This window comes from Methylocella silvestris BL2 (genome assembly GCF_000021745.1).
GTDB lineage: Bacteria > Pseudomonadota > Alphaproteobacteria > Rhizobiales > Beijerinckiaceae > Methylocapsa > Methylocapsa silvestris.
In genome coordinates, this window is the sequence record NC_011666.1 from 3,251,231 (window position 1) to 3,278,192 (window position 26,962).

Here is a 26,962-nt window from a genome sequence, read left to right on the forward strand (position 1 = left end):
GAATGGTCTCGCTAGCTTTCTTGCTTGCGCAGAAAGATGAGGCTGAGCAGGGTCAGGATGGGAATGAAGGCGGCGAGCTGAAGCAGGGTCATGGAGAGATCCTGAAAGCCCAGCGCCTTGGTGAACGTCCCGACGCTGATCTTCAGAAAATACGTCATCGGGAAGCCTCGCCCGAGCATGGCCGGAGCTCCGACCAGAGACGAAACCGGCGTGAGCATCCCAGAAAATTGCGTGGCGGGCAGCATGGTAAGGATCGTAGCCCCGAAAAGAGCCGCGATCTGCGTCTGGCAGAATGTCGAAATCAACATGCCGATGCCGGTCGTCGCTGTCACATAAAGCAGGGCGCCCAACAGCAACACGGGAAAGCTGCCCCTGATCGGCACGCCGAAGACGAGGAGCCCCATCAGGCATAAAATGGCAAAATTGACCATAGCGATGACGATATAGGGAATCTGCTTGCCGAGCAGGAACTCAATGCGGGTGACGGGGGTCACGTAGAGATTGGTGATCGAGCCCAGTTCCTTCTCGCGCACGATGGCGAGCGCCATCAGAATCGCGGGGATCTCGACGAGCAGGAGCGCGATGCTGCCCGGCACCTGCGCATAAATGCTCTCGAAATCCTGATTGTAGAGAAACCTCGTTTCGATCCGCGCCTGCACCGCGGGGTTTGAATGCGCGTAGCCGAGCATGGCGACGTCCTTGTTGCGCAAGGCCTGGCGCACATCGTCCGGGGTGTTATCGGCGGCCTGGCCCTCGCGCACCGCGTAATCTGAAAGAAATTGCTGGTGCGCGCTCTGGAGATATCCCCGGATCGTCTCCGCCCGGAACGGCATGGCGCCGTCCACCCATGCGCCGACAGAGGTTGGCAGGTTCTTCTTGATGTCGCGGCCGAAGTCCGGAGGGATCTCGATGGCCGCCTTGATGTCTCCCGATTGGAGCCGCCTTTCGAGATCCGCCTGATCGACGATTGGCTTTTTCTCGATGAAGTAGGTCGAGCCGCGCAGTTCTTCGAGATAGGTCCGGCTGTCGTGTGAATTGTCGCGGTCGAGCGCAGCAAACGTCAGATTGTTCACGTCGGTTGAAATGCCCGCGCCGAAAACGGACATCAGGAAAGCCGTCCCAAGCAGCGCGAACCCCAGGCGGATGGGATCGCGCAACAGCTCGAGTCCCTCGCGAATCGTGTAGGCAAACAATCTACGCGGGCTGAACCATCGGTTCGGGGCCCGGCGCTCCCGTTCCATCCCCGGCTTTTCCGCAGGCCGCGCGGCAGTTTCCGGACGCGGACCGCTCCTGCGCGCCTCGGCGGCGTTCGCCTCCTCGAGATAGTCGATGAAAGCGTCTTCCAGATTTGTGCGCTGGCGCGCCTTGACGAGTTCAGCCGGCGTTCCCGTCGCGAGAACCCGCCCCGCGTCCATGAGCGCGATGCGGTCGCAGCGGGCGGCCTCGTTCATGAAATGCGTCGAGATGAAAATGGTGACGCCTTCCCCGCGGGAGAGGTCGGCGAGAAGGTCCCAGAACCGGTCGCGCGCGAGCGGATCGACGCCCGAAGTCGGCTCGTCGAGAATGAGAATTTCGGGCTCATGCACGATGGCGACGGCGAGCGACAGGCGCTGGCGAATGCCGAGCGGCAAATCGGCGGTCCGCTGGTCGAGAAAATCCTCGAGCCCGAAGCGGGCGGTGAGATCGGCGATCCGGGCGCGGGCCTTCTCGCGCGCGATGTGGAACAGATGCGCGTGCAAATCGAGGTTCTGGCGGACTGTGAGCTCGGAGTAGAGCGAGAAAGATTGCGACATGTAGCCGACGCGAAAGCGGGCTTTCATGTCCGAAGCGTCGACCGCCTCGCCAAACAAAAAGGCCTCGCCAGCGCTCGCCGGCAAAAGCCCCGTCAGCATCTTCATCGTCGTCGATTTGCCGCAGCCGTTCGAGCCGAGGAAGCCGAATATCTCCCCGCGCTTGATCGAAAAGCTCACGCGGTCGACCGCGACAAACTCGCCGAAGCGGCGCGTCAGGTCGCGCGCCACGATCACCGGCTCGCCGTCGTCGCCCGGCGGACGCGGACCAATGGTGAAAGCCTTATGTCCGCGGCGGCGCTCCTCCGGCAAAAGCGCGATGAAGCTTTCCTCGAGAGAAGACGAGTTTGTCTTTGCTTTCAGATCGGACGGCGACCCGGCGGCGAGAATCCGGCCGGCGTCCATCGCCACCAGCCAGTGGAATTGATCGGCCTCCTCCATATAGGCGGTGGCGACGATCACGCTCATGCCGCGACGCTCTGCGCGCATGCGGGAAATAAGGCTCCAGAATTGCCGACGCGACAGCGGGTCGACGCCGGTCGTCGGCTCGTCGAGGATCAAAAGGTCCGGGTCGTGGATCAAAGCGCAGCAAAGGCCGAGCTTCTGGCGCATGCCGCCCGAGAGCTTGCTCGCCGGGCGATCGGGAAAGGGATCGAGCCCGGTCGCCGTCAGGAGCGCGGCGATTCGACGGTCCCGCTCATCCTTCGACTGGCCGAAAAGTCGTCCGAAAAATTCGATGTTCTCGCGCACGCTGAGGTCAGGATAAAGGTTTTTTCCGAGTCCCTGCGGCATATAGGCGATTTGCGGACAGACGTCGGCGCGATGGCGGGGATCGCCGAGATCGCCGCCGAGCACATGCACCTGTCCGGATTGAATGCGCCGCGCGCCGGCGATCAGGCTAAGCAGCGACGATTTGCCGACGCCGTCCGGACCGATCAAGCCGACCATGCGGCCGGCGGGAAGGGAGATCGTCACATCATCGAGCGCAACCCGGGCGCCGTAGCGGAGGGAAACCCCATAAAGCTCCCCGACCGCGTCCTGGGGCCTGATCATGAAGAGGGAGACCCTCGCAGCTGGGTCGGCCACTCCACCTTGGGATCGACGCGGACATAGGCTCTGCCGGGCAGTCCGGTCCGCACTTCGGCCGGGTGCGCCAGCAAGAGCGCAGGATCGACCCGCACCTTGACGCGAAACATCAGCTTCTCGCGCTCGCTCTCGGTCTCGACCGCCTTGGGGGTAAACTGAGCCTGCGTGGCGATGAAGGAGACATGGGCCGGCACAATGAAGTTCGGATAGGCGTCAAGCACGATTCGCGCCTCCGATCCGACCCGCGCGCGGCCGGCGTAAGCCGTCGGCAGATAGACGTCCATATAGACGTCTGAAATGTCGAGAAGCGTGAACACCTTGCCGCCGGCAGGCAGCACCTCGCCGACATTGGCGACGCGATACTGAATGCGGCCGACCGTCGGCGACACCAGCGTATTATCGGCGATATTGACCTTATAGAGCTCGACGTCGTGGGTGGCCGCGTCGAGCGCGCGCTCGGCCTGCGCGACCCGGGCGTTGGCGGCGCTCAATGCGAAGCTCGCTCCGCTCAAGGTTTGCCGGCGCTGATCGAGCAGTTCGTAAGTGGCGTTGCCGCGGTTGACAAGGGCAGCGGTGCGGTCGAACTGCTGCTGAGCGAGAAGCAGCTGCGTTTTCTGCTGCTCGACGTTGGCGCGAGACTCATCGAGAGCGTGCTGCTCCAGCTGAACCTGCGCCTCGGCCTTTTTGAGCGACGCTTCAAGGTCGCGAGTGTCCATGCGCGCCACGACCTGGCCGGCCGTGACCATATCGCCTTCGTCGACGAGCCGCTCAATGAGGCGCCCCGCAAATTTGGCGTCGATGTCGATTTCCTCCGCCTCGATCCGGCCATTGCCCGAGACGATTCCAGCGGGAAGGCCGGGCTGACGCCGAAGCCACCAATAGGCGCCGCCGCCTATCATGCCGGCGGCAAGCAGAACGAAGATTACGAAGGTCCGCCAGCGCGGCCCTCGGCGGGCAGGCAGATGCTCAACAGGCGCGACCAGATGCGTTTCAGGCGCAGGGACGAGCGCCGTGGAGCCGGACGTCGGGGCCTCGCCCAGCTCAATCAGATCGTGCTTCACGGGTCCGGGCGCGTCCGGCCTGTCAATCGGTTCCGCAGACATACGTTTTCCTGCTTGACACGGGTTGGCGCAGCTTGCGCCCTTTATGATAGGCGCGCCAGCACAGCGCCGGCCGCCTCGCGGGCGTCGCGCTGAAGCTCAAGCCTTAGCTGGCGTTTATTTTGGCTTGCGGGTCGCGCCGGCGGTTTGATTTGGATCAACGCCGGCGAGCCTTGCGATATATCATGCCAGGCCACCAGAGCGACGAACGGGCGCTGTCTGGGCACTCAAGAACGCGTGATCGCGTTTCGCGCTCTCCCGCCGCGCGGCGTCGCGCATCGCTGTTCCGCCGGGGATTTTTATCACTGGCGACCCGCGACGCTTCGCGTGGCCGTGTCGATGACGCCGCGGATCGGCTCTGTCTTCTTGGTCTGCTTGCGCGTCACGCGCGCGCAGAGCGTTAGCAAAGAGTGGGATAAAATGCTGCCGGGCTTGGCGATGTTGGCGCCGCCGCCCCGGTCCCACTTGGAATGGTATTATGATCATCAGATTGACGGCGCCGCTGCTGCGAAATTGAACAGAAGGGGCGATGCGCGAAGCGGACGGCTCGCGCCGTTGCGGCAGGGATGGCTGGACGGGGAGCCGGTTCGCCTTGGCTCGGGCTGAATGCCGGGCCGCAGGGCTCTTGGTCCGGCAAATCAGAATTGAATGGCGAAGATAAGCTCAACATTTCTTGCCGTCAGAAAAGCGCGATTCCGCGCGCTGAGCGACGCAACGTCTCTGCGTCACCGCAACAGCGAGGCGCAACCTCACGACGGGCCGAAGAGCTAGCTCGTCAATTCCGCAGAGCAAAGAACATTGGGCCTAGCTTGAATATTTGGCTGATCCTTACGCCAAGGGCTTTTCGCCACCGCCGCCAACTTTGACTTGGTGCGCCTTGATCTCGTCGTCGATCGCCTGCAAGGCGCCTTGGATAATCGCAAGTTTCTGAAGAGAGTCGAGCGTCGGAGCGCCGCCTTTTGCGGCCAGCTCTTCAATGGCCGTTAGTCGTTGCGCCTCCAGGGCGGACCTTAAGTGGTGGATGGGCAGTGGATCGGTCATCAAATACCCTTTCAAGCGGCTCGCGCCATTATCCTAGCATTGACGCCGGTGAAAACCAGCCCCGAAATCGTTTGCGCCAATGGCGCGCGCCGGCTCGCGCTCATCCCTTCGTGGCGGCGGAAGGGCAGTGTTGAGGTCACAGGCCCATGCTGCGGCGCACCAGACATGGGCGCCTTTTCGAGCCCGAGCCAGAACACGAAGAAAGGCGAAGCTTCGTCCGACTGGGGCCCTTGCCCCGCGTCGGTTGCGCTGCAACGGAAAGGCCAGTCTTTCCCAAAATACGAATCCCGCCTAATCTTGCGCAGGCGCTCGCTAAAAAGCACGGCTCAAGCTTTAGCGCCGGGAGGAAAAGATGAACGAACAGTCCGGCTCGCAGTTTTTCCACGGCGCCTGTCCGCATGATTGTCCCGATACTTGCGCGATGGTCTATGAGGCGAAGGATGGGGCGCTCGTCGGCGTCGCCGGCAACAAGGAGCATCCGTTCACGCGCGGCGGCCTTTGCGTGAAACTCAAGGATTTTCACGCCCATCATTACAATCCCGAGCGCTTGCTTTACCCGCTGCGCCGCTCCGGTCCAAAGGGGTCCGGAGAATTTGAGCGCATCGGTTGGGATGAAGCGATCGCGACGATTGGCGCGCGTTGGCGCAACATCATCGCCGAATTCGGCTCGCAGGCGATCATGCCCTACAGCTATCTCGGCAATATGGGGCTCGTGCAGGGCATCAACTCGGGCGATCCCTTCTTCAACCGGCTCGGCTCGACCGTCAATGAAAAGACCTTTTGCGCCTCCGGATCCTCAACCGCCTGGCTGCTCTCGGTCGGCCCGACCGGCGGCGTCGATCCGGAAAGCTTCGTCCACGCCAAATATATCGTCATCTGGGCGGCGAATTCCATCTCCACCAATCTGCACCATTGGCCCTTCGTGCTCGAGGCGAGGAGGCGCGGCGCGAAGATCGTCGTGATCGATTCCTGCCGCTCGCGGACGGCGAAGGCGGCCGATTGGCACATCGCGCCAAAGCCCGGATCCGACGGCGCGCTGGCGCTCGGATTCATCAACGCCATCATCGAACAGGGCCTAGTCGACGAAGATTATGTCGGCAAGCATGCGTATGGTTTCGAGGAGCTGAAGCAGCGCGCCGCGGATTTTACGCCCGACTATGTCGAGGGGCTGACCGGGGTGAAGGCGGCGGACATCAAGCGGTTCGCGACGGAATTCGCCACCATCCAGCCGTCCGTCATTCGCATCGGCGTCGCGCTCGAGCGAAGCGCCGGCGGCGCGCAGGCGATCCGCGCGGTATGCGCCCTGCCGGCATTGGTCGGCTCATGGCGCCATGTCGGCGGCGGTTTGTTGCAGATGCCGCTGTGGGAATTTCCAATCGATTGGGTCAAGGCGTCGCGGCCCGACTGGATTAGGCCCGGCACCCGCGTCGTCAACAATCTCAAGCTGGGCGCCGCGCTGACTGGCGGCATGCCGCTCGATCCGCCGATCAAGAGCCTGTTCGTCTACTGCACCAATCCGGTGAGTCAGGCGCCGGAAACCAACAGGATCGTCGAAGGTCTGAAGCGCGAAGATCTGTTTACTGTGGTCTCCGAGCATTTTCTGACCGACACCGCAAAATATGCCGACATCGTCCTGCCCGCCACCATGGCCGGCGAGCATGAAGACATGATGTGGTCCTGGGGTCATTTCTATTTGACCTATAATCAGAAGGCGATCGAGCCGCGCGGCGAATGCAAGCCGTCCTCCGAGATGTGGCGGCTACTTGCGCGCGAAATGGGCTTTGACGATGAAATCTTCTCGAAGACCGATGAAGAGCTCTGCGCCGCATATATCAATTGGGATGCGCCGCAGTTGGGCGGGGCCGACTTCGCCCACCTTAAAGAGCGGGGCTTTTTGCGGATCAACGTCGGCACTCCGGACGAGCGGGCGCCGCATGCGCATGGCAATTTCCCGACGCCGTCCGGCAAGGTCGAATTCCTGTTGCATGAGGCGAAAAACTTCGTCGCGCCGCCGTTCCGCATGATGTATGAGGCCGAGCAATCCGGCGAGCCGATCGATCCGCTGCCGGGCTATGCGGCGCCGCGCGAGACGCCGCAAACCAATCCGGTCCGCGCGCAGCTTTTCCCGCTGAATATCATCTCGCCGAAAAGCCACGGCTTCCTCAACTCCTGCTACGCCAATGAGCCGCACAAGATCAAAGGGCAGGGCGAGCAATTCGTCATCATCAATCCGGGCGACGCGCAAAATCGCGACATCCGCGATGGCGACCCGGTCCGCGTGTTCAACGATCGGGGCGATTTCCAGGGAGTCGCCCGCGTCAGCGAAGATTCACCTCTAGGCGTCGTCGTCGCGACGCTCGGCTATTGGCGCTCGCTCAATCGTTCGGATGGATCGGTGAACTGCATTTCGTCCGACGCCTGGAGCGGGCTTGGGCGGGCGCCGACGTTTTCGGACAATCTCGTCGAGGTGAGGCGGGCGAACTGAATCTTTTTGACCGGCCCAGCGGCGCGGCGTCGAACGCTGCGCCGCGAGCAACAATCCCTGCGCGGCGGGGTTCACGCCTTGTCGCGCGGAGGCATAGCGTCTTCCCAGGCCGCCGTCGGCGGGCGGTCCGCCGCGCAAGCCATCCGACGACTACTGAAGTTTCGGCTCCTTTGCCGCGTCGACGCGCGCGCTCTTGCCCTTCCTGCCCGGACCCGCAGCCTTGCCGGCGTCCTGCAATTCGGCCTTGAGCGCGAAGGCGCGCCCTTGCGTCATTTTGAGAGCGCAGAACCCGTGCGTCTCCTCCTTGGCATAAGTGCGGCAGACGACTTCCCGCTCCGATGAAAAGCCCGCCTGTTCGGCGGCGATTTTCTTCACCGCGTCCTTATCCTTGCCGGGGCTTGAAAGCAGCGCGCGAAAATTATCCCGCATGGTGGATTCAGCGCGTCCGCGCGCCTTCTCGAACAGCTTGATCTGTTTGTCGTCGATCGTGGCGCCGGCGGGCCCCCAGAGGCCAGCGGGATTGACCCGGCAGTCGGCGGCCGTGAACGTGCAGGATGCGGCTCCGCCGGTGACGAGAATGGCGCCGTCGAGCACGTCGAAGGAAAAAGGGCACGCCTCGACGCCAACCTCGAAGCGAAGCAGCCCGCGCGTCTTGACGGCCGGCGTCGCCTCGATCGGCGCGCCGGCGACGACGTCGACGCGGCAGGTTTCGCCGCGATGGGAGATCTGCTCGCCTTCGAGCGACAGGGCGGTGATTTCAAGCGGGCCGCCGCCGGGGCCGCGCCGCAGGGCGATCCGCCCCTGCGATCCGTCGCGCAGGAGGTCGCGGTCGACGATCGACTCTTCCGAGGGCGGCTTTTCGATCACGGGTTTTGGCTTTGCCGGCGCCAAAGTCCCCTCTGCTGGCGGCGCGCCCGTGGGCTTCGCCGCGCCTTCCGGCGTCGCCTGCAAGGCGCCGGGCAGCATCATTTGCGCGCGCGCCTGCGAGCCGGCCAGAAGCGCGGCGAGCAGGGCGGCCGGTAAATGGAGTTTCAAAGAGGGCCTCGAGGCAAGGGCAGGGGCGGTGGACTGGGGGTTCAGTCTAGCGGCTCGCGCGCCCGAAGGAAATCGCTGCCGGAGGCGGGGTCCCGGCGGAGCGGAAAAAGCTGACGCCTGGTCCCGGGCGTCGGGATCGTTTTATCCGCAAGATCAGAACCTTGCAGATCCGTTCCTTCTGATGTCACTGGAAGCCGATGTCACGGCTATGCCGGCACGGCGTGACTATAGCGCGGCTGCTTCGTCTTGCGCGCGCCAAGGCTCCTCTTATATACGGGCGATCTCGTGCGCCATCTTGCGCTCCTGCTTTGTAATGCCAATTTGTTGACTATCGGGGACCGGGCGGAAAGCCGTCCGCCCATAAGCTGGATCGCTTCGGGGTCCGCTGGTCTTGCGTATCGAAGGGAAGAAAAAACATGGCGAAAGTAATCGGAATCGACCTTGGCACCACCAATTCCTGCGTGGCCGTCATGGAGGGAACGACTCCAAAAGTGATCGAGAACGCGGAAGGCGCGCGCACGACGCCCTCGATCGTCGCGTTTACCGACGATGGCGAGCGCCTCGTCGGCCAGCCGGCCAAACGCCAGAGCGTCACCAATCCGGAGCGGACCTTTTTCGCGATCAAGCGCCTGATCGGCCGCACCTACGACGATCCCATGACGAAGAAGGACATGGGCCTCGTTCCTTACAAAATTATTCGCGCCTCGAACGGCGACGCCTGGGTCGAGGCCGACGGCAAGCAATATTCCCCCTCGCAGATTTCCGCCTTCATCCTGCAAAAGATGAAAGAGACCGCCGAGGCCTATCTCGGCCAGCCGGTGTCGCAGGCGGTGATCACCGTGCCGGCCTATTTCAACGACGCCCAGCGCCAGGCGACCAAGGACGCCGGCAAGATCGCCGGGCTCGAGGTGCTGCGCATCATCAATGAGCCGACCGCGGCCGCCCTCGCCTATGGCCTCGACAAGAAAGGCGCCGGCGTCATCGCAGTTTACGATCTGGGCGGCGGCACCTTCGACGTGTCGATCCTCGAGATCGGCGACGGCGTGTTCGAAGTGAAGTCGACCAATGGCGACACGTTCCTCGGCGGCGAGGATTTCGATGTGCGCCTCGTCGAATATCTCGCCGATGAATTCAAGAAAGAGAACGGCATCGATCTGAAGAAGGACAAGCTTGCCCTGCAGCGGCTGAAGGAAGCCGCCGAAAAGGCCAAGATCGAACTGTCTTCGGCGACGCAGACCGAGATCAACCTGCCCTATATCACCGCCGACGCGACCGGGCCGAAACATCTCACCCTGAAACTCACCCGCGCCAAATTCGAAGCGCTTGTCGACGATCTGATCCAGAAGACCGTTGAGCCCTGCCGCAAGGCGCTGAAGGACGCCGGCCTCACCGCTGGCGAAATCAACGAAGTTGTCCTCGTCGGCGGCATGACCCGCATGCCGAAGGTTCAGGAAGTCGTGAAAAGCTTCTTCGGCAAGGAGCCGCACAAAGGCGTCAACCCGGATGAGGTCGTCGCCATCGGCGCGGCGGTTCAGGCCGGCGTGCTGCAGGGCGACGTTAAGGATGTGCTGCTGCTCGACGTGACGCCGCTCTCGCTCGGCATTGAAACGTTAGGCGGCGTGTTCACGCGCCTGATTGACCGCAACACGACAATCCCGACCAAGAAGAGCCAGGTGTTCTCGACGGCGGAGGACAATCAGACGGCGGTCACGATCCGCGTCTTCCAGGGCGAGCGTGAAATGGCGGCCGACAATAAGCTGCTCGGCCAGTTCGATCTCGTCGGCATTCCGGGCGCGCCGCGCGGCGTGCCGCAGATCGAGGTCACCTTCGACATCGACGCCAATGGCATCGTCAATGTGACGGCGAAGGACAAGGCGACCAACAAGGAGCAGCAGATCCGCATCCAGGCGTCGGGCGGCCTCAGCGAGGGCGATATCGACAAGATGGTGAAGGACGCCGAGGTTCACGCCGCAGAGGACAAGAAGCGGCGCGAACTCGTCGACGCGCGCAATCAGGCCGAAGCGATGGTCCATTCGGCGGAGAAGTCGCTGACGGAATTCGCCGGCAAGGTGTCGGACGCCGACAAGAGCGCCCTCGAGGCCGCAATCGCCTCGGTGAAGGGCGTGCTCGAAGGCGAAGATGTCGAAGCGATCAAGGCGCGCTCCAATGATCTCGCGCAGGCTTCGATGAAGCTTGGCGAGGCCATGTACAAGGCAGGCGCCGAGGCTGGCCCGCAGGAGGGCGGCGGCGCCGAGAAGGACGACGTCATCGACGCCGACTTCAAGGAAGTCGGCCCCGACGACAAGAAGAAATCGGCCTGACCGGACAAGCCGGAGGCAGGCTAGTGTGACGACGCGCCTCCGGACCTCGAGGGATCTTGAAATCTCGCGGTCTGGAGGCGGTCTTTTTGGGCTAAAGCGAATTGCCGCGGCAGGTTGCCTCGCAGCACATATTTTGCTTTAGCCTTGTCTGACAAAAGCGGGGGCTTGGTTTCAGACAACTTCGAGAGCGGAATGAGGCGGCGGCGCGCTCCGAACGCTCGGATCGATCCCATTCATGATTTTGGATTTTCAATCCAAAATCATTTTGATCTGGAGGCGGCGTTGGCCCGGCCGCGCGAGCGAGCCGGCCTTGGCGCGAAGCGCGGGCCCCGCGCCTGAAGGCAAGACAAAGCAATGAACTGGAACGAAGCGGAAATGGCGAAACGCGACTATTATGAGGTGTTGGGCGTTTCCAGAAGTTGCACGGAAATCGACCTGAAGGCCGCCTTCCGCAAAGCCGCGATGGAGCATCATCCGGATCGCAATCCGGGCGACCACACAGCGGAGCTCAAATTTAAGGAAGTCAACGAAGCCTATCAGACGCTGTCCGACCAGCAGAAGCGCGCGAGCTACGACCGTTACGGCCATGCCGCCTTCGAGCAGGGCGGCTTTGGCTCGGGCGACGGCTTTGCCGCCTCGATGTCGGATATTTTCGACGATCTGTTCGGCGACGTCATGAATCGCCGCGGCGGCGGCGGCCGCAGCGGCGCGGTGCGCGGCTCGGATCTGCGCTATAATATGGAAATTACGCTGGAGGAGGCGTTCCAGGGCAAGGTCGCGACCCTGACTTTGCCGGCCTCCGTCACCTGCGATGTCTGCTCCGGCTCGGGCGCAAAGTCCGGGGCGAAGCCCCGCGGCTGCCCGACTTGCGGGGGCCATGGCCGCGTGCGCGCGCAGCAGGGATTTTTCGCGATTGAGCGCACCTGCCCGAATTGCCACGGCCGCGGCGAGATCATCGACGATCCTTGCCAGCCCTGCGGCGGGACCGGCCGCGTGACGCGCGAGCGCAGTCTTTCGGTGAATGTGCCGCCGGGCGTCGAGGACGGCACCCGCATTCGCCTCAGCGGCGAGGGCGAGGCGGGACAGCGCGGTGGCCCTGCGGGCGATCTTTATATTTTCATCTCGACGCAGCCGCATCCCTTCTTCAAGCGCGACGGCGCCGATCTGTTCTGCCGCGTGCCGATCTCGATGGTGCAGGCGACGGTCGGCGGCGACGTCGAGGTTCATACGCTCGGCGGCGGGTCGGCCAAGGTCAAAATTCCGGAAGGGACGCAGTCCGGCCGGCAGTTCAAGCTGCGGCATAAGGGCATGCCGGTGTTGCGCTCACGCGACATGGGCGATCTTTATATTCAGGTCGACGTCGAAACGCCGCAAAATCTGACCAAGCGCCAGCGCGAGCTTCTGGCCGAGTTTGAGGCTGAATCATCGAACAAGACCCATCCGGAAGCCTCCGGTTTCTTCGCCAAGATGAAAGATTTCTTCGAAAATCTCGGCGGACAGTAGATTTAGGCAAAATCCCCGGCGGCGGCGACGCGGCCATCGCCGCACGCAGCTTCCTTGACGGACCGCCGATTGTCGCTATTTTCGCGCCGAACCTCGCGTGCGGCTTCTCGGCGCGCTTAATTTCGAATTCGGGGAGAATTCATGTGCTAGGCGATCTCTCGCGTGGGCCAAAGCATCCCTCTCCCAAAAAACGCAAGCCGATTGAGACGGGCCTCGCCGACGAGGCCCGGTTCATCAAATCCTGGTTCGAGAATCCGCTGCGCGCTGGCGCGGTGTCGCCTTCGGGGCGCTTTCTCGCGCGCATGATGGCGCGCTACGTCGATCCGCATCAGACCGGGCCTGTCATCGAACTCGGGCCGGGCACGGGCGCGATCACCGAAGCGCTGCTCGCGCGGGGCGTCGCCCCGGACCGGCTTTACCTGATTGAATTCGACCCGAATTTCTGCCGCCATCTGCGCCGCCGCTTTCCCGGCGTGCATGTCATCGAGGGCGACGCCTACCGTTTTCGCGAACTGCTCGCGGGGCGTTTCGATGAGGCCGTGACCGCTGTCGTCTCGAGCCTGCCGCTGCTCGTCAAATCCGAGAAGCAGCGGTTCGGTTTGCTTGGCGACGCCTTCGACTGCATGGCGGAGGATGGCGCATTCATTCAGTTCACTTATGGGGTGGTCTCGCCGATCCCGCGCGATTCCGCGCAGGGGCCGGCGTTTCGCGCCGAACCGTCGCCGCCTGTCTGGCTCAACCTGCCGCCCGCGCGCGTCTGGGTTTACCGGCAGGGTCGGTCGCTTGAAAGCCGGGGGCGTCCCAATCCGGCGCAGGAGTTTTTCGAGCGGTTGAGGAGCGGCGCCGAGCGGATCCAGATCGACCTCAAGCGTGAATTCGACGGCGCGCGCGCGCGCCTGTCGCCCAAGGCGCGGCTCACGGAGGCCGCCCGCAAGACGGGGCGTCCGTGCGCGCCGTCATCCCATACAGGCAGGGGCGGCAAATCCCTGCGGCCATGAAGCCCGGGAAGCTTGCCGAGCAGGACCGCGGCGAAGCTCTTATTGTCGCGCTTGATTTTGCGACGCCCGAAGAGGCGCGGCGGATGATCGCGACGCTGGGTGAAAGCGTCTCATTCTACAAGATCGGCATGGAGCTCGCCTATGGAGGAGGTCTTCCGCTTGCGCGCGACCTGATCGACGCGGGTAAGAAGCTTTTTCTCGACCTCAAGCTGCACGACATTCCCACCACGGTCGAAAAAGCTTGCGCCAATGTGGCGCGGCTCGGCGCGGCTTTTCTGACCGTCCACGCCTATCCGCAGACCATGGCGGCGGCCGTCCGCGGCGCCTCGAGCTCGGGATTGCGCATTCTCGGCGTCACTGTGATGACCTCTTACGACGACGACGATCTCACTGAGGCCGGATACGCTTTTGGCGTCAGCGAGCTTGTGGCGCTCCGCGCGCGGCAGGCGCGGCTGGCCGGCGTCGATGGCTTGATCCTCTCGGCGCGCGAGCTGGAAGCGACGCGGCGCGAAGTCGGGCCGGACTTCCTTTTGGTGACGCCCGGCATCCGGCCGGAGGGCGCGCCAGCCGGCGACCAGAAACGGACGATGACGCCGCGCGAAGCCATCGGCGCCGGCGCCGATTATCTTGTGGTCGGGCGCCCGATCACCGGCGCGGCCGATCCGCGCGCGGCGGCGGAGGCGATCCTTGCCGATATCGCGGCGGCGCAAGGCCGCGCCATCGTGATCTAAAGGAGACTTGGAATGGGCGACATGCGCCTCGTGGTCGCCGGGGCGGCCGGCCGGATGGGCCGGGTCCTCGTTCAAATCGTCCAGCAAACGCCCGGCGCCATGGTTTCGGGCGCGCTCGCGCGGGCCGATTCGCCTGCGATCGGTCAGGACGCCGGGGTTCTGGCAGGCTGCGGCGAAATCGGCGTCAAAATCAGCACAGATCCCTTGCGCGCCGTCGCCGATTGCGACGGCGTGCTCGATTTCACCTCGCCGGCCTCGACCATGGTCCTTGCGACCCTCGCCGCCCAGGCGCGCGTCGTTCACGTGATCGGCACGACGGGACTTTCACCGGAGCATCTGGCAAGGCTCGACGCCGCGGCGCGGCATGCTGTCATCGTGCAATCCGGCAATATGAGTCTCGGCGTCAATCTCCTCGCGGCGCTGGTCGAGAAAGCGGCGCGAACGCTCGGACCCGAATTCGACATTGAAATCGCCGAAATGCATCACCGCGCCAAAGTCGATGCGCCGTCCGGGACGGCGCTCCTTCTCGGCGAGGCGGCGGCGAAGGGCCGGAACATCGATCTCCCCTCCCACTCCTTGCGCGCGCGCGATGGACACACCGGCGCGCGACCGGAGGGCGCGATCGGCTTCGCCTCGCTGCGCGGCGGCGGCGTCGTCGGCGAGCACAAAGTGTATTTCGCGGGGGCGGGGGAGCGGCTCGAACTCGCGCATGTGGCGGAGGACCGCAGCATTTTTGCGCGGGGCGCCGTCAAGGCGGCGCTGTGGGGGCGGGGCCGCAAATCCGGCCTCTATTCGATGGCCGACGTGCTGGGCCTTGGGGATAAAATCTGACGCCCACGACCGCAGCGTCCGTTCCCGCCGACCTATATTTTTAAATATATAGCAAGATGAGGGGCGCCGCAGCCAAGTCTACTAAAAGATAGGCCGCGCCACAGCGGAGCTGAAGCGCGGCCATCATGCGAGCTTCCCGGGGGCCTCTGGGAAGTTCAGATGACAATCTGATGACTTTCGTTTCTTTTGTCCAGTAACGATTGAGCGACAAGCGAGGTTCCGCCGCGCAATGCTGCGGGATGTTGCGGATTGGCGCCTGTTTCAAGACGAGACATCACAGCCAGCGCAATGGCCGCGCAGCCCAATACTACGACCAGAAACAGGGAGACCTGAAGCTGCCGCCGCGCCGCCTGCAGATCGTAGCTGCGGACGAAGCCGGCGTCGGGCCTCGGGTCGAAATGATCGGCGATCGACATGCCGCAACTCCCTCGCCGCGCCGCCGCGGCAAAAACGATCAGGCGCTTGCTGATTGTAGCAATGCAGCGTTAGAGACAGCCTGCCTGTGCGCTAGCGCACCGCTAGCTGAAGGGGCTTTTTGCCCCGTCCCCGGTAAAGAAAGCATTTGGCGCGCTAACGTGCGCTGTCGAAAAAGGTTTCAAGGTTAATAGCTTATCCTAAACTCCTGCGCGGGCGCCTGAATCGGCGGGACGAATTTGTCCGGCTCCGTTTCCGGACCCTCCGGTCATTCCCTCTGCCGGACAAGCGCGCTAAGACTCTCGATCCTTTGAACCAGCCGGAGCATTGACTCATGCCCTTCATCGCCGACGCCCTGCTTCGCGTAAAACCTTCGGCCACCATCGCGGTGACCCAGAAGGCGCGCGATCTGAAGCTCGCCGGACGGGACATCATTTCGCTTTCGGTCGGCGAGCCGGATTTCGATACGCCGGACAACATCAAGGAGGCCGCGATCGCCGCGATCCGCCGGGGCGAGACGAAATATACGCCGGTCGCCGGCATCGCGCCGCTGCGCGAGGCGATTGCGGCCAAATTCAAGCGCGAGAACGGGCTCGACTACAAGCCCGCGCAGACGATCGTCGGCACCGGCGGCAAGCACATCCTGTTCAACGCCTTCCTCGCCACGGTTAATCCGGGCGACGAGGTGATCATCCCCGCCCCCTATTGGGTCAGCTATCCCGATATGGTGCTGATCGCCGGCGGTCGCCCCGTCGCGGTCGAAACGACGATCGAGCACGGCTTCAAGCTGCAGCCCGACGCGCTCGAGCGGGCGATCACGCCGCGCACCAAATGGCTGCTGTTGAACTCGCCGTCGAACCCTTCCGGCGCCGCCTATACCCAGGACGAACTCAAGGCCCTGACCGAGGTGCTGTTGCGGCACGAGCACGTCTGGGTCCTGACCGACGACATTTATGAGCATCTCGTCTATGGCGATTTCGCCTTCACGACGCCGGCGCAGGTCGAGCCGCGGCTGATTTCGCGCACGCTGACCATGAACGGCGTCTCGAAATCCTATGCCATGACGGGCTGGCGCATCGGCTTCGCCGCCGGTCCTGCTGAGCTCATCAAGGCGATGGAGATGCTCCAGGGCCAGCAAACCTCGGGCGCCTGCTCGATCGCGCAATGGGCCTCGGTCGAGGCGCTGAACGGGCCGCAGGATTTCATCCCCGAACGGCGCAAGGTGTTTGAGGGACGCCGCGATCTTGTCGTCTCGATGCTCAATCAGGCGAAATATTTGCGTTGCCCGATGCCTGAAGGCGCCTTTTACGTCTATCCGTCCTGCGCCGGGGCGCTCGGCAAGCGCGCCCCGGACGGCAGGCTGATCGAATCCGATGAGGATTTCGTCTCGGCGCTGCTCGACGCCGAAGGGGTCGCGGTGGTGCAGGGCTCGGCCTTCGGGCTCGGGCCGAATTTCCGCATTTCCTATGCGACCTCGACGCCGATGCTCGAGGACGCCTGCATCAAGATCCAGCGGTTCTGCGCCAGCCTCGTCTAAGTGGATGCCTCAGGCCGTTTCGGCGCAGGGGAATGGGCAGGGGCTGCGCATTGCTGGCGGCGCGAAACTCTGATTTCATCGGCGGCGGCGGCTTGCCTCTCTCCATCGCGGAGAATGTCATGTTGAGGGACGATACGGGCGGCGGCGGACGGCGCCCGTCACGCAATGTTCTGGGACAGCCGCTTGCCGGCTGCTCCGATGATCCCCTGACCGGCTTCTTCCGCAACGGCTGCTGCGACACCGCCGCCGAGGATGTCGGCAGCCACACGGTCTGCATCGTCGTCGACGCGGAATTTCTGCGCTTCTCGAAGTCGCGCGGCAATGATCTCTCGACGCCGCTGCCCCAATATGGCTTTCCGGGGCTTACGCCCGGCGATCGCTGGTGCCTCTGCGCGCCGCGCTGGGCCGAGGCGCTGGAGGCCGACGCCGCCCCGCGTGTGGTGCTGCAGGCGACGCATGAAGGCGCGCTCGAATCCTGCGCGCTGGCGGATCTGAAGCGCTACGCGGTCGATTTGTCCTGAGGCAGCTCATCCTCGCCCAAGGCCAGAATCTCGCGCGTGTAAAATTCATTCACCTCGGAAAAGGGCCGCCCGTCGGGGCCATGGACGAGCGCGCGATGCTGCAGCACCCGCCAGGGAATTGCCGATATCGCGGGCTGCGCATCCTCCGCAGGGGGCCAGAACATTTCGACGGCGAAGGTCTTTCGCACCGGATGGAGCGGGATGATCGCGCGGCCGAACGGCGTATCGCTCGCCTCCAGCAACGCTCGGATGCTGGGACTGAGGCGGCTCGGCACATACCAGTTCTCGGCTTCCGAGAGAACGGCGCCGCCGCAGCCAAGTTCGACGCGACGGTAAAGCACGATCTCGTCGCGGCCGACTTCGAGCCGCTCGCGCTGCTCGCGGGTCGGGGCCTTGTCCGGGCCCGCGATCCGCCGCGCGCGGATCGGGCCGCCCGCTGCGGCGCCGCGGCGCCACTGCTCAAGCGTCGCAGTGGCGCTATGGGAGGCGAGGAGCGCGGCGTTGAAGCCTTGCAGCCGCGCGCGGGCCTCGGCCGGCAGAAGGCGCAATTGCGCCGGCGCGCGCGCATCCTCTTCGGCAGCCGCCGTCCCCGATCGTCCAAAACTGTCGCGGCGCGGCATCAAATCCTCTTCGAGAGCCTTCCGGCGGGCAAGCGGCGGCACGCATCGGCCGCGCGGCCAGCATAGCCGATCGCCGCGGCAAATCCCAAAAGGGGACCATCCGCCGCGGCGCGGTTTGTGGACATCGCCGCGCAAAAGAGGCTAAACCTCAGCTGGCCCCTGGAGCATGACGCCGACAAGCGGCAGCCTCGCTTCGACCGCGTCACGGGCGGCCGCATCTTCCGACAGCCGTAGCCGCGACCTTTCGCGCCCGGCGCTTTCGGCCAGGGGAACGATGTTTCAAAAACTGTATCGATGGACCCTGCAGCTCGCCGAGAGCCGGCATGCGCCCCTCGCGCTCGGCCTCATCGCCTTCGCCGAGAGTTCGTTCTTTCCCGTACCGCCCGACGCGATCCTGGTGCCGATGTCGATCGCCCAGCCGAAACGGGCCTGGACCTATGCGTTGATCTGCACGGTCGGCTCCGTGCTCGGCGCCCTGCTTGGCTACGCCATTGGCGCGCTGCTTTATGAGACGGTCGGCAAATGGCTGATCGATCTTTACGGCTATGGCGCGCGCGTTGATGAAATGCGAGCGCTTTACGCCAAATGGGGTTGGGCGGTCATTCTGATCAAAGGATTTACGCCGATCCCGTTCAAGCTTGTGACGATCGTCAGCGGCCTCCTCGCCTATAATTTGCCCCTGTTCGTCCTGCTGTGCATGATCACGCGCGGCGCCCGCTTTTTCGCCCTCGCGCTGGTCCTCAAATATTATGGCGAGCCGATCAAGAAGCTGCTCGACCGCTACTTCGGCTGGTTCATCCTGATCCTCGCCGTCATTATCGTGCTCGGCTTCTGGATCGCCGGCCATTCCCTTTGAGAGCGCTATGTCAGAGTTTCTGACGCCCTTGCGGCTCGCCGCCGTCATTTTCCTTGTAGCCGCGGGGTCGATTGGCGGAGCGTGGATGTTCCAGACGCTGGGCTATGCGCCTTGCGAGCTCTGTCTCAAGGAGCGCATCCCTTATTATGTCGCAATGCCGCTTGCGGCTCTCGCCGCGTGGCTTGCCGGGCGCAGCCGGCCGGGGCTGCTGGCCGCCTGCTTTGCCGCGATCGCCCTCATCTTCGCGGTGGGGGCCGCGCTTGGCGTCTATCACGCCGGCGTCGAGTGGCGCTTTTGGCCGGGGCCGAGTGATTGCACAGGCCCGCTCGATCACGCCAGCTCGGTGAATGATTTTCTAAAGCAGCTGCAAACCGTCAAGGTGGTGCGCTGCGATGAGGTATCGTTGCGCGTCCTCGGCTTCTCGCTCGCGGTCTGGAACGCAGTGATCTCCGTGGGGCTTACGGCGCTGGCGGCAATGGGCCTCGCGCTCAGTCTCCGGCGACCAGAAGCGCGCGGGCCCTGAGTTTTTCGGTCTCGCTTTTCAGCTGGCCGCAGGCGGCGAGAATGTCGCGCCCGCGCGGCGTGCGTACGGGGCTCGCATAGCCGGCGTTGAAGACGATATCCGAAAATTTCTCGATCACGGCGTCGTCCGAACATTCATAGGCCGTTCCGGGCCATGGATTGAACGGGATCAAATTGATCTTGGCCGGGATGCCTTTCAATAGGCGCACCAGCTCGCGCGCGTCGGACGGAGAATCATTGATCCCCTTCAGCATGACATATTCGAAGGTGATCCGCCGCGCATTGGAGGCGCCGGGATAATCGCGGCAGGCTTGCAGAAGCGCGGCGATCGGATATTTCTTGTTGAGCGGCACAAGCGTGTTGCGCAATTCGTCGCGCACGGCGTGCAGCGAGATCGCCAGCATGGCCCCGGTCTTTTCACCAAGCTCCGGAAGCTTTGGGACGACCCCGGCGGTCGAAACCGTGATTCGCCGCCGCGACAGGGACAGCCCGTCGCCGTCGGACAGGACGGATACCGCGTCGACGACATTGTCGAGATTGTAGAGCGGTTCGCCCATGCCCATGAAAACGATATTGGTGACAAGGCGCGAGCCGCTGTTCGAGCCCTTGCCGTCCCGCGGCGCCAGCCCCGGGAAATCGCCAATCCTGTCGCGGGCTATAATCAATTGAGCGATAATCTCTTGCGCTGTTAAATTGCGCACAAATTTCTGTGTGCCTGTGTGGCAGAAGGAGCAGGTCAGCGTGCAGCCGACCTGGCTCGAGACGCAGAGCGTGCCGCGGTCCACATCCGGGATATAGACGCATTCGACTTCGGCGAGGCGATCGCTCTCGGCAGATGGCGCAAAGCGGATCAGCCATTTGCGCGTGCCGTCTGTTGAAACTTGCTCGGTCACGATCTGCGGCCGCGCCAGCGTGAACTTTTCTGCGAGTTGCGTGCGTAAAACCTTGCTGACGTTCAGCATGTCGTCGAAGGAGCCGGCGCCGCGATGATAGATCCAGTGCCAGAGCTGCGCCGTGCGCATGCGCAGCTCCCGCTCGGGGGCGCCGATCTCCAGAAGTGCGGCGGCGAGCCCGTCTCGGGTCAGTCCGGCGAGCGAGCGCGGCGCGCTGGCGCAATCGTGATCGGCCGCGGCGGCCGGCGTTTCAAGCAAAGTGGACGAGGTCATCCGCGCCTCTTACCATGGAAGGCGGGATTTCTCCACAATCCCGACGCGTTGATCACCCGTTCACAAAGCAAGGCGCATGAAAGGCGCATGATCGGCGCTCGACCTGAATCCGGGACACAACATGCCAATTTTTCGTTCGCTGCCCACCCGCCTCGCGCTCGCCGCGGTCCTGGCCTCCGGGGCAAGCGCCGCTTCTGCGCAGGAATTTCTCACCCTGAAGGACACGGTGCCTTCGATCGCCATGACGGGCGAGGCGACCCTCGAAGTCGCGCCCAACATCGCCATCCTCTCGCTTGGCGTCGAAACCGAGCGGCCAACCGCAACTGAGGCCGCCAATGAAAACGCCAAAGCGGCGCAGGCGGTGATCGCCGACATCAAGGCCGCGGGGATCGACCCGCGCGACATTCGCACCCTCGGGGTGACGCTCATGCCCGTCTATGATGAGACGACCGACGCCAATGGCCGCGTGACCAAGCGGACCTTGCGCGGCTATCAGGCCCGCAATGATCTCTCCGTCCGGGTCCGGCAGATCGAAAAGGCCGGCGCGCTGGCGCGGCAATGGATCGAGAAGGGCGCCAATCAGTTTGGCGGCGTCGAATTCGACGTCGATCAGAAGGAGGCGAAATACGACGCACTGCGCGGCGAGGCCGTGCGCGACGCGCTGCGCAAGGCGACGTCATTTACGAGCGGCCTCGGAATAAGGCTCGGGCGCGTGCTCGAAATCTCCCGGCCCGATGGCGGCGAGCGCCCGATGCCAATGGCGATGGCGGCGCGGGCGGCCAAGAGCGACGCGGCCAGCGTTGCGATCCCGATCGAGCCCGGCGTGCAGACGCTGCGCGTCGAGGTGCAGGTCGCCTGGGAGCTGGCGCAGTAGGTCTGCTACTGCGTCTCGGGCGGCTTGGCCCCGCCAAGCGCGTCGGCGAGACGCATTTGCGCCGACCCCGGCCGCAGCGGCTTCTGCTGGCTTTCATGCGGCGCCCAGCCGGAGATGAAGACGAGGTCGAATGTCGCGCGGATGCGCCCGTCGGCATCGCTGAAGCGTTCGGCGTAAATTTCTGCCGCCCGGTGGAACAGAGCTCGGCGGGCGAGCAGGCGTCGCCGCGCAACCAGCGCATTGGTTGCGCCCATGGCGCGCAGATCGGCCATCAGGGCGAATAGATCGCGATAGCGCACGATCGTCGTTTCGCTGTCGGCGACGGGCAGGGCGAAGCCGGCCCGTTGCAGCAGGCCGCCCATATCGCGAACATCAGCGAAAGGCGCGACGCGCGGGCTGGTCCCGCCGCTGACCTCGGTTTCGGCCACAGCAAGCGCGCTGCGCAATTCATGCAGGGTGCGCCCGCCAAGGAGGCAGCCGAGGAAAAGTCCGTCGGCTTTGAGCGCGCGGCGGATCTGGATCAGCGCGCCCGGCAGATCATTGACGCTTTGCAGATTGAGCGCGGAGACGGCGAGATCGAAGCTCGCCTCCTGAAAGGGCAGCGCCTCCTCATCGCCGACGAGCCGCAGCCCGCAGCCGCCAAGCGCCGCCGCGATGGGCGCCATGCGCGTCACGACGCGTCCTTCGCCCGCGAGGCGCCGCGCCAGTTCCGGCGAAGGCGTGCCGATGTCGGCGGCGGTGGGGAATGGCCGCATTACCAGCGTGAGGCGTTCGCAGACGCCGTCGATCACGGCCTGGAGCAAAAAATCCTCGAAGCCGGAGCGCGCCGCGCGCAAAAACCTGCGGCGCAGCAAAGCGCGGTCGAAGATGGCGTTCGCGCTCAATGGGGCCGCCATCCCGAGCATGGCGCGACGCCGTAAGGCGCCGCCCTTGGTCCCTCTGGCGGCGGGCGCAAAACGCTCTTCTGCATTGCGAAAACCTGCTGGATCATTTTTTCGCCTTGGCTATATTGGGCGCGCGGCTGCGTCGAAATGACCCGCCGCCGAAATCAATCGGAGGCGGGCGCCGCGCATGAATAAGGTTTTTCCAGACGCAAAGTCGGCTCTGGCGGATGCCGTCAAGGACGGCATGATCATGATGTGCGGCGGCTTTGGTCTCTGCGGCATTCCGACCGAACTCATTCATGCCCTGCGCGATACTGGCGTCAAGAATTTGACCGTCGTCTCGAACAACGCCGGCGTCGACGGCGCAGGGCTCGGCCTGCTGCTTGAGACGCGGCAGATCAGAAAGATGGTGTCGTCCTATGTCGGCGAAAACAAGCTGTTCGAACAGCTGTTTTTATCGGGCGAGCTGGAACTTGAATTCAATCCGCAGGGCACGCTGGCCGAACGCATCAGGGCGGGCGGGGCGGGCATTCCGGCCTTCTTCACCAAGACGGGCGTCGGCACGGTGATCGCCGACGGCAAGGAAATCCGCGACTTCGACGGCGCGACCTATGTCATGGAGCGCGGCATCGTCGCCGACGTTTCCCTCGTGCATGCCTGGAAGGGCGACACGGAGGGAAATCTTGTGTTTCGGAAGACCGCGCGAAATTTCAATCCGATGATGGCGAGCGCCGGCAAAATGACGATCGCCGAGGTCGAGCATCTCGTGCCCGCTGGCGAGATCGACCCCGACCAGATCCATACCCCCGGCATTTTCGTCCAGCGCATCGTGCATACGCCAAACATCGCCAAGCTGATCGAGAAGCGGACGACGCGTCCTCGCGCAGCGGCCTGAGCGACCCCATTCAAGGAGATAGAAATCGATGGCCTGGACGAGGGATCAGATGGCGGCCGAGGCCGCCAAGGAATTGCGCGACGGTTTTTATGTCAATCTCGGCATCGGCATTCCGACGCTCGTCGCCAATTATATTCCGGCCGGCATGAATGTGCAGTTGCAGAGCGAAAACGGCATGCTCGGCATGGGACCCTTCCCCTTTGAGGGCGAGGAAGACCCCGATCTTATCAACGCCGGCAAGCAGACCATCACCGAACTGCCGACAACCAGCTTTTTCTCCTCCGCCGACAGTTTTGGCATGATCCGCGGCGGCCACATCGATCTCGCCATCCTTGGCGCGATGGAGGTCACCGAAAAGGGCGATCTCGCCAATTGGATGATCCCCGGCAAAATGGTCAAGGGGATGGGCGGCGCGATGGATCTTGTCGCCGGCGTCAAGCGCGTCGTCGTCGTCATGGAGCATACCGCCAAGGGGCAATCGAAGCTGCTGCATCATTGCACGCTGCCGCTGACGGGCTCGGCGGTCGTCGACCGCGTGATTAGCGATCTCGCCGTGTTCGACATCGACAAGGCGGGTGGGACCGGCATGGTTCTGGTGCGGCTCGCCGATGGCGTCACGGTCGACGAAATCAAGGCCAAGACGGAAGCGAAATTCACGGTCGCGCCCGACCTGGAGGTCAAGGCGGCGTAGGCTTTCCTAGATAACGCGCGCAAACACCAGAACGTCGACGCGCTCCGCCTTGGCGCGTAGCAGCGCGCGGGCGGCCGCGTTCACCGTCGCGCCCGAGGTCATGACGTCGTCGACCAGCACGATGGCGCGGCCTTCAACCTGCGCGATCGTCTCTTCCTTGACGCGAAAGGCGCCCTGCATGTTGAGGGCGCGCTGCGACTTCGTGAGGCGCACCTGCGATTGCGTCGGCTTTACTCGCTCGAGACAAAGCGGATCGACCGGGACGCCGCTCGCGGCCGAGACCGCCTGCGCCATCGCCTGCGCCTGATTGAAGCGGCGTGAAAACAGCCGCCCGCGGTGGAGCGGGATCGGCATCAGGCAGTCGGCGTCGTTGAGGATATCGGCGCCGGCGCGCGCCATCCAGGCCCCGAGCGGCTTTGCGAGCTCCATCCGGTCGCCATATTTCAACCGGTGGATGAGGTGGCGGACGGGCCCGTCCTCGAACTGCGCGACGGCGCGGGCGCGTTCATAGACGGGCGGGTTCGCCACTGCGTCGGGCGAGAGCAGGCCTTCGTCGCCGAGATCGACGGCAAAGGGGACGCCGAGACGTTCGCAGAACGGCCGTTCGATGAAGCGCACTTTCGACCAGCAGGCGGCGCAGAGCGAGCCATGCGCGGCGGTCGCCTGCCGGCAGCTGAGGCAGGAGGGCGGAAAGACGAGGTCGGCGGCGGCGCGCCCGGCGAGGCGCAACGGCGGCGCGATCGAGCCGAAGGCCGAGCGCAGCATGGCGCCCGCGACAGTGAAGGGATCGCTGGCGCGGCGCGCGCGAATCATCGGATTTCAACCCCGCATTCGGCGGCGATGGCGCGCCGCAGGAGATCTTGCAGCGCTTCGACGATCTTGGCGCCTTTCGCGCCGATTGCAACGGCGCCGATCCGCTCGACGGGGGCGATCAGCCGGAGACTGTTGGTCATGAAGGCGGCATCGGCGGCGCAGAATTCCTCAAGGGTCAGCGCGCGTTCCCGGCAGTGGAGGCCGAGCGCCGGCCCCTGCTCCAGCAGAAACCCCCGGATGATTCCGGGCAGCGCGCCGTCTGCAAGCGGCGGGGTCGCGAGTTCGTCGCCATAGAGCGCAAACAGATTGCCGATCGAGGCGCAGGCGACGCGTCCCGCGCCGTTGAGAAACAGCGCCTCATTGCAGCCGCGCGCGGCTGCCCTCCGCATGGCGAGGATGGCGTCGAGATAGGAAAGCGTTTTCAGGCGCGAGGTCGGCGAGGTTTCATTGCGCCGGATTTCCGCGACGTCGATCGCAAGCGGCGGCCCGAAGAAGGCCGGCGTGAAGGGCGAAAGGGCGCCAAAGATCGCCGGCTTCTGAACGCCGGTGGGAACAAGGCCGCGCAGCCCCGCGCCGCGCGTGACGGTGACGCGCAGCACATGCCGCTCCCCGCCGGCCGCGAGCGCGCCGATACATTGGCGGATGGAGCCTTCGTCGGCGTCGATCCCAAGTTCGCGCAACGCGTTCATGAGACGCGCAAGATGCGCCTCTGCGAGGAACGCGCGGCCGTTCAACACGAGCGCGGTATCGAACACGCCGTCGCCGAGCGTCAGCCCCCGGTCGCCAAGATCGAACGGCGCGCGGGCGTCCGGGTAGAGGGCGCCGTCAAGCCAGTACATCATGCGCCTTCGTTCGACGGGCGCCGCGCGCGAACGCAAGTCTCAAAGTATTGCATCAAAATATGATCCAGATCATTGACAGGGAAAATTATACTCCTGTTGTGTTGGCGTCGAGGCGCTCGCGACTGCCGGTTCAGCGCTTTTTTGAAACTGCCGCCGCCTTTTCTCCTGCGGGCTGTTGTGCGAGGCCGGCGAAAGCGAGCGCGTTGTTGCGGCCGAGCGCAAGCACCTGATCGGAGAGCGCCTTATCGGCGATCACACGGGCGAGCTGCAGGCTTCCCATCAATTGGGCGAAGATCCCATAGGCCAAACCGAGACGATGCTCGGGAGATAATTTTTCCGGCAGGCCTGTCGAAATCCGGGCGATGAGGCGTTGCAGCTCCTTGCCGAATGCGGCGCGGGTGGCTTTTGGACGGCGCGTCACCTCGGGCGCGAGGGCCGCCATGGCGCAGCTGGTCGCGGGCTTATCGCGATGCGCTGGAGATAGATAAAAATCGACATAGGCGCGCAAATCGAGAGGCGACGCGGGGTCGGCGGTCACGCCCTTCGCATAGGCGGAGGAGGAGCTGAGCGCGAGAATCAGCGCTTCCTTGACCAAGGCTTCCTTCGAGGCGAAATGGGCGTAGAACCCGCCATGGGTCAGCCCTGCGTCGGCCATGAGCGAGGCGACGCCGACGCCGTCAACTCCTTCCGCCCGAAACCGTTGAGCGGCGATCTCGACGACGCGGCGATGCGTATCAGCCTTATGGCCCTTCTCATATCTTGACATTCAAGCCTCACAGCAAATCGGTTGCAGCATAATATTCGAATCGAAATTCACTACATAAAATGATATGAGTAATGTCTGTGCGGGCAAAGCGCAAAGTTGTTCCGCGGCGCAAAAGCGTCCGTTGCGCCAAACCACAGGCGCGGGACGTTCGTCATATGTGCGGCGCGGAGGAATGGGGCGCGGCGGCTCTATTCGTCGTTTTCGCTGGTCAGGTCTTCGACGTCGATCGAGCCGCCGTTTTGTGATCCGTTCTTCAGGCGGACGCCCGGATAGCCGTCGCCGAGAAACGCGACGCCCGCCGCCTCAAGCGCGCGCTGAACCGCGGCGAGAGCCTCAAGATGACCCGCTATCGCGCTGTCCTTGGCGGATTCCATGGTCGTGATCGTCTCTTCGCCGACTTTCGCCAATTTGGCCAAGGTCGTCCGATCCATGCCGATCAGCGCCCGCGCTGCGGCAAGTTGATAGCCTATTGTCAGCATTGTCTGCACCCGGAAACCCAAGGATTCCCGCTATCATAACCAGAAGCCGATCCGGCGCCACCCCGCCTTGCAGCGGTGTGAAATCAGGCCCGGTCCGATGCCGGCCGGCGGGTCAATCAACTTCGCCCGGCGGCCGGATCGAGGGCGAGAGGAAGGCTTCC

25 protein-coding genes are annotated in these 26,962 nt (G+C 64.0%); 13 read left to right on the top strand and 12 right to left on the bottom strand.

Translation table 11 applies throughout. The features are described 5' to 3' along the window. Window positions 1-11: 11 nt before the first annotated feature. The 3 genes from rbbA to MSIL_RS15035 form a co-directional block, all read right to left on the bottom strand. Complete coding sequence (gene rbbA / locus MSIL_RS15015; RefSeq protein WP_012591930.1) at window positions 12-2,843, bottom strand: ribosome-associated ATPase/putative transporter RbbA; 2,832 nt, start codon at window positions 2,841-2,843, stop codon at window positions 12-14. Beyond that, window positions 2,840-3,979 carry an HlyD family secretion protein gene (locus MSIL_RS15020; protein WP_148213108.1) on the bottom strand — a complete coding sequence of 380 codons (1,140 nt, stop codon included), beginning with the start codon at window positions 3,977-3,979 and terminating at the stop codon, window positions 2,840-2,842. Before MSIL_RS15020 ends, rbbA begins: the two co-directional genes overlap by 4 nt. Before the next feature lie 825 nt (window positions 3,980-4,804). Beyond that, window positions 4,805-5,017: a hypothetical protein gene (locus MSIL_RS15035; RefSeq protein WP_012591932.1), complete on the bottom strand. Its 213-nt coding sequence runs from the start codon at window positions 5,015-5,017 to the stop codon at window positions 4,805-4,807. 352 nt (window positions 5,018-5,369) lie between these two features. Between MSIL_RS15035 and MSIL_RS15040 the strand changes: the two genes are divergently transcribed. Further along, window positions 5,370-7,502 carry a molybdopterin-containing oxidoreductase family protein gene (locus MSIL_RS15040; protein WP_012591933.1) on the top strand — a complete coding sequence of 711 codons (2,133 nt, stop codon included), beginning with the start codon at window positions 5,370-5,372 and terminating at the stop codon, window positions 7,500-7,502. Window positions 7,503-7,652: 150 nt separating this feature from the next. Here the strand turns inward: MSIL_RS15040 and MSIL_RS21080 are convergent, their stop codons facing one another. Next, window positions 7,653-8,537, bottom strand: a complete 885-nt coding sequence (locus tag MSIL_RS21080) for a hypothetical protein (RefSeq protein WP_012591934.1) — start codon at window positions 8,535-8,537, stop codon at window positions 7,653-7,655. Between the two features lie 416 nt (window positions 8,538-8,953). Here MSIL_RS21080 and dnaK point away from each other — a divergent pair, with 416 nt between their 5' ends. The 5 genes from dnaK (at window position 8,954) to dapB (ending at window position 14,921) form a co-directional block, all read left to right on the top strand. Beyond that, on the top strand, window positions 8,954-10,858 hold the full coding sequence (gene dnaK / locus MSIL_RS15050; RefSeq protein WP_012591935.1) for a molecular chaperone DnaK: 1,905 nt from the start codon (window positions 8,954-8,956) through the stop codon (window positions 10,856-10,858). 375 nt (window positions 10,859-11,233) lie between these two features. Then, a complete protein-coding gene (gene dnaJ, locus MSIL_RS15055) occupies window positions 11,234-12,361 on the top strand; it encodes a molecular chaperone DnaJ (RefSeq protein WP_041369281.1) in 1,128 nt (375 codons plus the stop codon). 143 nt (window positions 12,362-12,504) lie between these two features. Further along, complete coding sequence (locus MSIL_RS15060; RefSeq protein WP_012591937.1) at window positions 12,505-13,359, top strand: class I SAM-dependent methyltransferase; 855 nt, start codon at window positions 12,505-12,507, stop codon at window positions 13,357-13,359. Continuing rightward, entirely contained in the window at window positions 13,356-14,090 is a 735-nt protein-coding gene (gene pyrF, locus MSIL_RS15065; RefSeq protein WP_012591938.1) for an orotidine-5'-phosphate decarboxylase, read from the top strand. Before MSIL_RS15060 ends, pyrF begins: the two co-directional genes overlap by 4 nt. 12 nt (window positions 14,091-14,102) lie before the next feature. Next, complete coding sequence (gene dapB / locus MSIL_RS15070) at window positions 14,103-14,921, top strand: 4-hydroxy-tetrahydrodipicolinate reductase (protein ID WP_012591939.1); 819 nt, start codon at window positions 14,103-14,105, stop codon at window positions 14,919-14,921. A 155-nt stretch (window positions 14,922-15,076) separates the two neighbouring features. Here dapB and MSIL_RS15075 read toward each other — a convergent pair whose 3' ends face one another. Beyond that, window positions 15,077-15,337 (bottom strand): hypothetical protein, encoded by a 261-nt coding sequence (locus MSIL_RS15075; protein ID WP_012591940.1) that lies wholly within the window; start codon window positions 15,335-15,337, stop codon window positions 15,077-15,079. A 332-nt stretch (window positions 15,338-15,669) separates the two neighbouring features. Here MSIL_RS15075 and MSIL_RS15080 point away from each other — a divergent pair, with 332 nt between their 5' ends. Together MSIL_RS15080 and MSIL_RS15085 are read left to right on the top strand one after the other, a co-directional pair. Then, complete coding sequence (locus MSIL_RS15080; protein WP_012591941.1) at window positions 15,670-16,872, top strand: pyridoxal phosphate-dependent aminotransferase; 1,203 nt, start codon at window positions 15,670-15,672, stop codon at window positions 16,870-16,872. A 119-nt stretch (window positions 16,873-16,991) separates the two neighbouring features. Next, complete coding sequence (locus tag MSIL_RS15085) at window positions 16,992-17,393, top strand: DUF2237 family protein (protein WP_012591942.1); 402 nt, start codon at window positions 16,992-16,994, stop codon at window positions 17,391-17,393. On the opposite strand, the gene MSIL_RS15090 is transcribed toward MSIL_RS15085, so the two are convergent. Beyond that, entirely contained in the window at window positions 17,372-18,013 is a 642-nt protein-coding gene (locus MSIL_RS15090) for a hypothetical protein (RefSeq protein WP_012591943.1), read from the bottom strand. The two genes, MSIL_RS15085 and MSIL_RS15090, sit on opposite strands and share 22 nt — an antisense overlap. 274 nt (window positions 18,014-18,287) lie before the next feature. Here MSIL_RS15090 and MSIL_RS15095 point away from each other — a divergent pair, with 274 nt between their 5' ends. Next, the gene (locus MSIL_RS15095) at window positions 18,288-18,869 is read left to right on the top strand and encodes a YqaA family protein (RefSeq protein WP_012591944.1); all 582 of its coding nucleotides are present in this window, start codon (window positions 18,288-18,290) and stop codon (window positions 18,867-18,869) included. Window positions 18,870-18,876: 7 nt separating this feature from the next. After that, complete coding sequence (locus tag MSIL_RS15100; RefSeq protein WP_012591945.1) at window positions 18,877-19,392, top strand: disulfide bond formation protein B; 516 nt, start codon at window positions 18,877-18,879, stop codon at window positions 19,390-19,392. On the opposite strand, the gene rlmN is transcribed toward MSIL_RS15100, so the two are convergent. After that, window positions 19,358-20,557, bottom strand: a complete 1,200-nt coding sequence (gene rlmN / locus MSIL_RS15105) for a dual-specificity RNA methyltransferase RlmN (RefSeq protein WP_012591946.1) — start codon at window positions 20,555-20,557, stop codon at window positions 19,358-19,360. The genes MSIL_RS15100 and rlmN overlap by 35 nt on opposite strands. 121 nt (window positions 20,558-20,678) lie before the next feature. On the opposite strand from rlmN, the gene MSIL_RS15110 reads away from it, so the two are divergent. Continuing rightward, on the top strand, window positions 20,679-21,431 hold the full coding sequence (locus MSIL_RS15110) for an SIMPL domain-containing protein (protein WP_012591947.1): 753 nt from the start codon (window positions 20,679-20,681) through the stop codon (window positions 21,429-21,431). Between the two features lie 5 nt (window positions 21,432-21,436). On the opposite strand, the gene MSIL_RS15115 is transcribed toward MSIL_RS15110, so the two are convergent. Next, entirely contained in the window at window positions 21,437-22,336 is a 900-nt protein-coding gene (locus MSIL_RS15115) for a class I SAM-dependent methyltransferase (RefSeq protein ID WP_012591948.1), read from the bottom strand. A 166-nt stretch (window positions 22,337-22,502) separates the two neighbouring features. Between MSIL_RS15115 and MSIL_RS15120 the strand changes: the two genes are divergently transcribed. Next, window positions 22,503-23,210 (top strand): CoA transferase subunit A, encoded by a 708-nt coding sequence (locus MSIL_RS15120; RefSeq protein ID WP_012591949.1) that lies wholly within the window; start codon window positions 22,503-22,505, stop codon window positions 23,208-23,210. Between the two features lie 28 nt (window positions 23,211-23,238). Beyond that, window positions 23,239-23,901 (top strand): 3-oxoacid CoA-transferase subunit B, encoded by a 663-nt coding sequence (locus MSIL_RS15125; RefSeq protein ID WP_012591950.1) that lies wholly within the window; start codon window positions 23,239-23,241, stop codon window positions 23,899-23,901. Between the two features lie 6 nt (window positions 23,902-23,907). Here the strand turns inward: MSIL_RS15125 and MSIL_RS15130 are convergent, their stop codons facing one another. The 4 genes from MSIL_RS15130 to MSIL_RS15145 form a co-directional block, all read right to left on the bottom strand. Further along, the gene (locus tag MSIL_RS15130) at window positions 23,908-24,714 is read right to left on the bottom strand and encodes a ComF family protein (RefSeq protein ID WP_012591951.1); all 807 of its coding nucleotides are present in this window, start codon (window positions 24,712-24,714) and stop codon (window positions 23,908-23,910) included. Then, window positions 24,711-25,556: an aminotransferase class IV gene (locus MSIL_RS15135; RefSeq protein WP_244406145.1), complete on the bottom strand. Its 846-nt coding sequence runs from the start codon at window positions 25,554-25,556 to the stop codon at window positions 24,711-24,713. The genes MSIL_RS15130 and MSIL_RS15135 overlap by 4 nt, the downstream gene beginning before the upstream one ends. A gap of 130 nt (window positions 25,557-25,686) precedes the next feature. Continuing rightward, the gene (locus MSIL_RS15140; protein ID WP_012591953.1) at window positions 25,687-26,322 is read right to left on the bottom strand and encodes a TetR/AcrR family transcriptional regulator; all 636 of its coding nucleotides are present in this window, start codon (window positions 26,320-26,322) and stop codon (window positions 25,687-25,689) included. 188 nt (window positions 26,323-26,510) lie between these two features. Beyond that, window positions 26,511-26,801: a hypothetical protein gene (locus MSIL_RS15145; protein WP_012591954.1), complete on the bottom strand. Its 291-nt coding sequence runs from the start codon at window positions 26,799-26,801 to the stop codon at window positions 26,511-26,513. Between the last annotated feature and the right edge of the window lie 161 nt (window positions 26,802-26,962).

Coding starts and splice junctions, on each gene's coding strand:
- rbbA (WP_012591930.1), bottom strand. CDS start 2,843: ATGATCAGGCCCCAGGACGCGGTCGGGGAGCTTTATGGGGTTTCCCTC.
- MSIL_RS15020 (WP_148213108.1), bottom strand. CDS start 3,979: ATGTCTGCGGAACCGATTGACAGGCCGGACGCGCCCGGACCCGTGAAG.
- MSIL_RS15035 (WP_012591932.1), bottom strand. CDS start 5,017: ATGACCGATCCACTGCCCATCCACCACTTAAGGTCCGCCCTGGAGGCG.
- MSIL_RS15040 (WP_012591933.1), top strand. CDS start 5,370: ATGAACGAACAGTCCGGCTCGCAGTTTTTCCACGGCGCCTGTCCGCAT.
- dnaK (WP_012591935.1), top strand. CDS start 8,954: ATGGCGAAAGTAATCGGAATCGACCTTGGCACCACCAATTCCTGCGTG.
- dnaJ (WP_041369281.1), top strand. CDS start 11,234: ATGGCGAAACGCGACTATTATGAGGTGTTGGGCGTTTCCAGAAGTTGC.
- pyrF (WP_012591938.1), top strand. CDS start 13,356: ATGAAGCCCGGGAAGCTTGCCGAGCAGGACCGCGGCGAAGCTCTTATT.
- dapB (WP_012591939.1), top strand. CDS start 14,103: ATGGGCGACATGCGCCTCGTGGTCGCCGGGGCGGCCGGCCGGATGGGC.
- MSIL_RS15075 (WP_012591940.1), bottom strand. CDS start 15,337: ATGTCGATCGCCGATCATTTCGACCCGAGGCCCGACGCCGGCTTCGTC.
- MSIL_RS15080 (WP_012591941.1), top strand. CDS start 15,670: ATGCCCTTCATCGCCGACGCCCTGCTTCGCGTAAAACCTTCGGCCACC.
- MSIL_RS15085 (WP_012591942.1), top strand. CDS start 16,992: ATGTTGAGGGACGATACGGGCGGCGGCGGACGGCGCCCGTCACGCAAT.
- MSIL_RS15090 (WP_012591943.1), bottom strand. CDS start 18,013: ATGCCGCGCCGCGACAGTTTTGGACGATCGGGGACGGCGGCTGCCGAA.
- MSIL_RS15095 (WP_012591944.1), top strand. CDS start 18,288: ATGTTTCAAAAACTGTATCGATGGACCCTGCAGCTCGCCGAGAGCCGG.
- MSIL_RS15100 (WP_012591945.1), top strand. CDS start 18,877: ATGTCAGAGTTTCTGACGCCCTTGCGGCTCGCCGCCGTCATTTTCCTT.
- rlmN (WP_012591946.1), bottom strand. CDS start 20,557: ATGACCTCGTCCACTTTGCTTGAAACGCCGGCCGCCGCGGCCGATCAC.
- MSIL_RS15110 (WP_012591947.1), top strand. CDS start 20,679: ATGCCAATTTTTCGTTCGCTGCCCACCCGCCTCGCGCTCGCCGCGGTC.
- MSIL_RS15115 (WP_012591948.1), bottom strand. CDS start 22,336: ATGCTCGGGATGGCGGCCCCATTGAGCGCGAACGCCATCTTCGACCGC.
- MSIL_RS15120 (WP_012591949.1), top strand. CDS start 22,503: ATGAATAAGGTTTTTCCAGACGCAAAGTCGGCTCTGGCGGATGCCGTC.
- MSIL_RS15125 (WP_012591950.1), top strand. CDS start 23,239: ATGGCCTGGACGAGGGATCAGATGGCGGCCGAGGCCGCCAAGGAATTG.
- MSIL_RS15130 (WP_012591951.1), bottom strand. CDS start 24,714: ATGATTCGCGCGCGCCGCGCCAGCGATCCCTTCACTGTCGCGGGCGCC.
- MSIL_RS15135 (WP_244406145.1), bottom strand. CDS start 25,556: ATGATGTACTGGCTTGACGGCGCCCTCTACCCGGACGCCCGCGCGCCG.
- MSIL_RS15140 (WP_012591953.1), bottom strand. CDS start 26,322: ATGTCAAGATATGAGAAGGGCCATAAGGCTGATACGCATCGCCGCGTC.
- MSIL_RS15145 (WP_012591954.1), bottom strand. CDS start 26,801: ATGCTGACAATAGGCTATCAACTTGCCGCAGCGCGGGCGCTGATCGGC.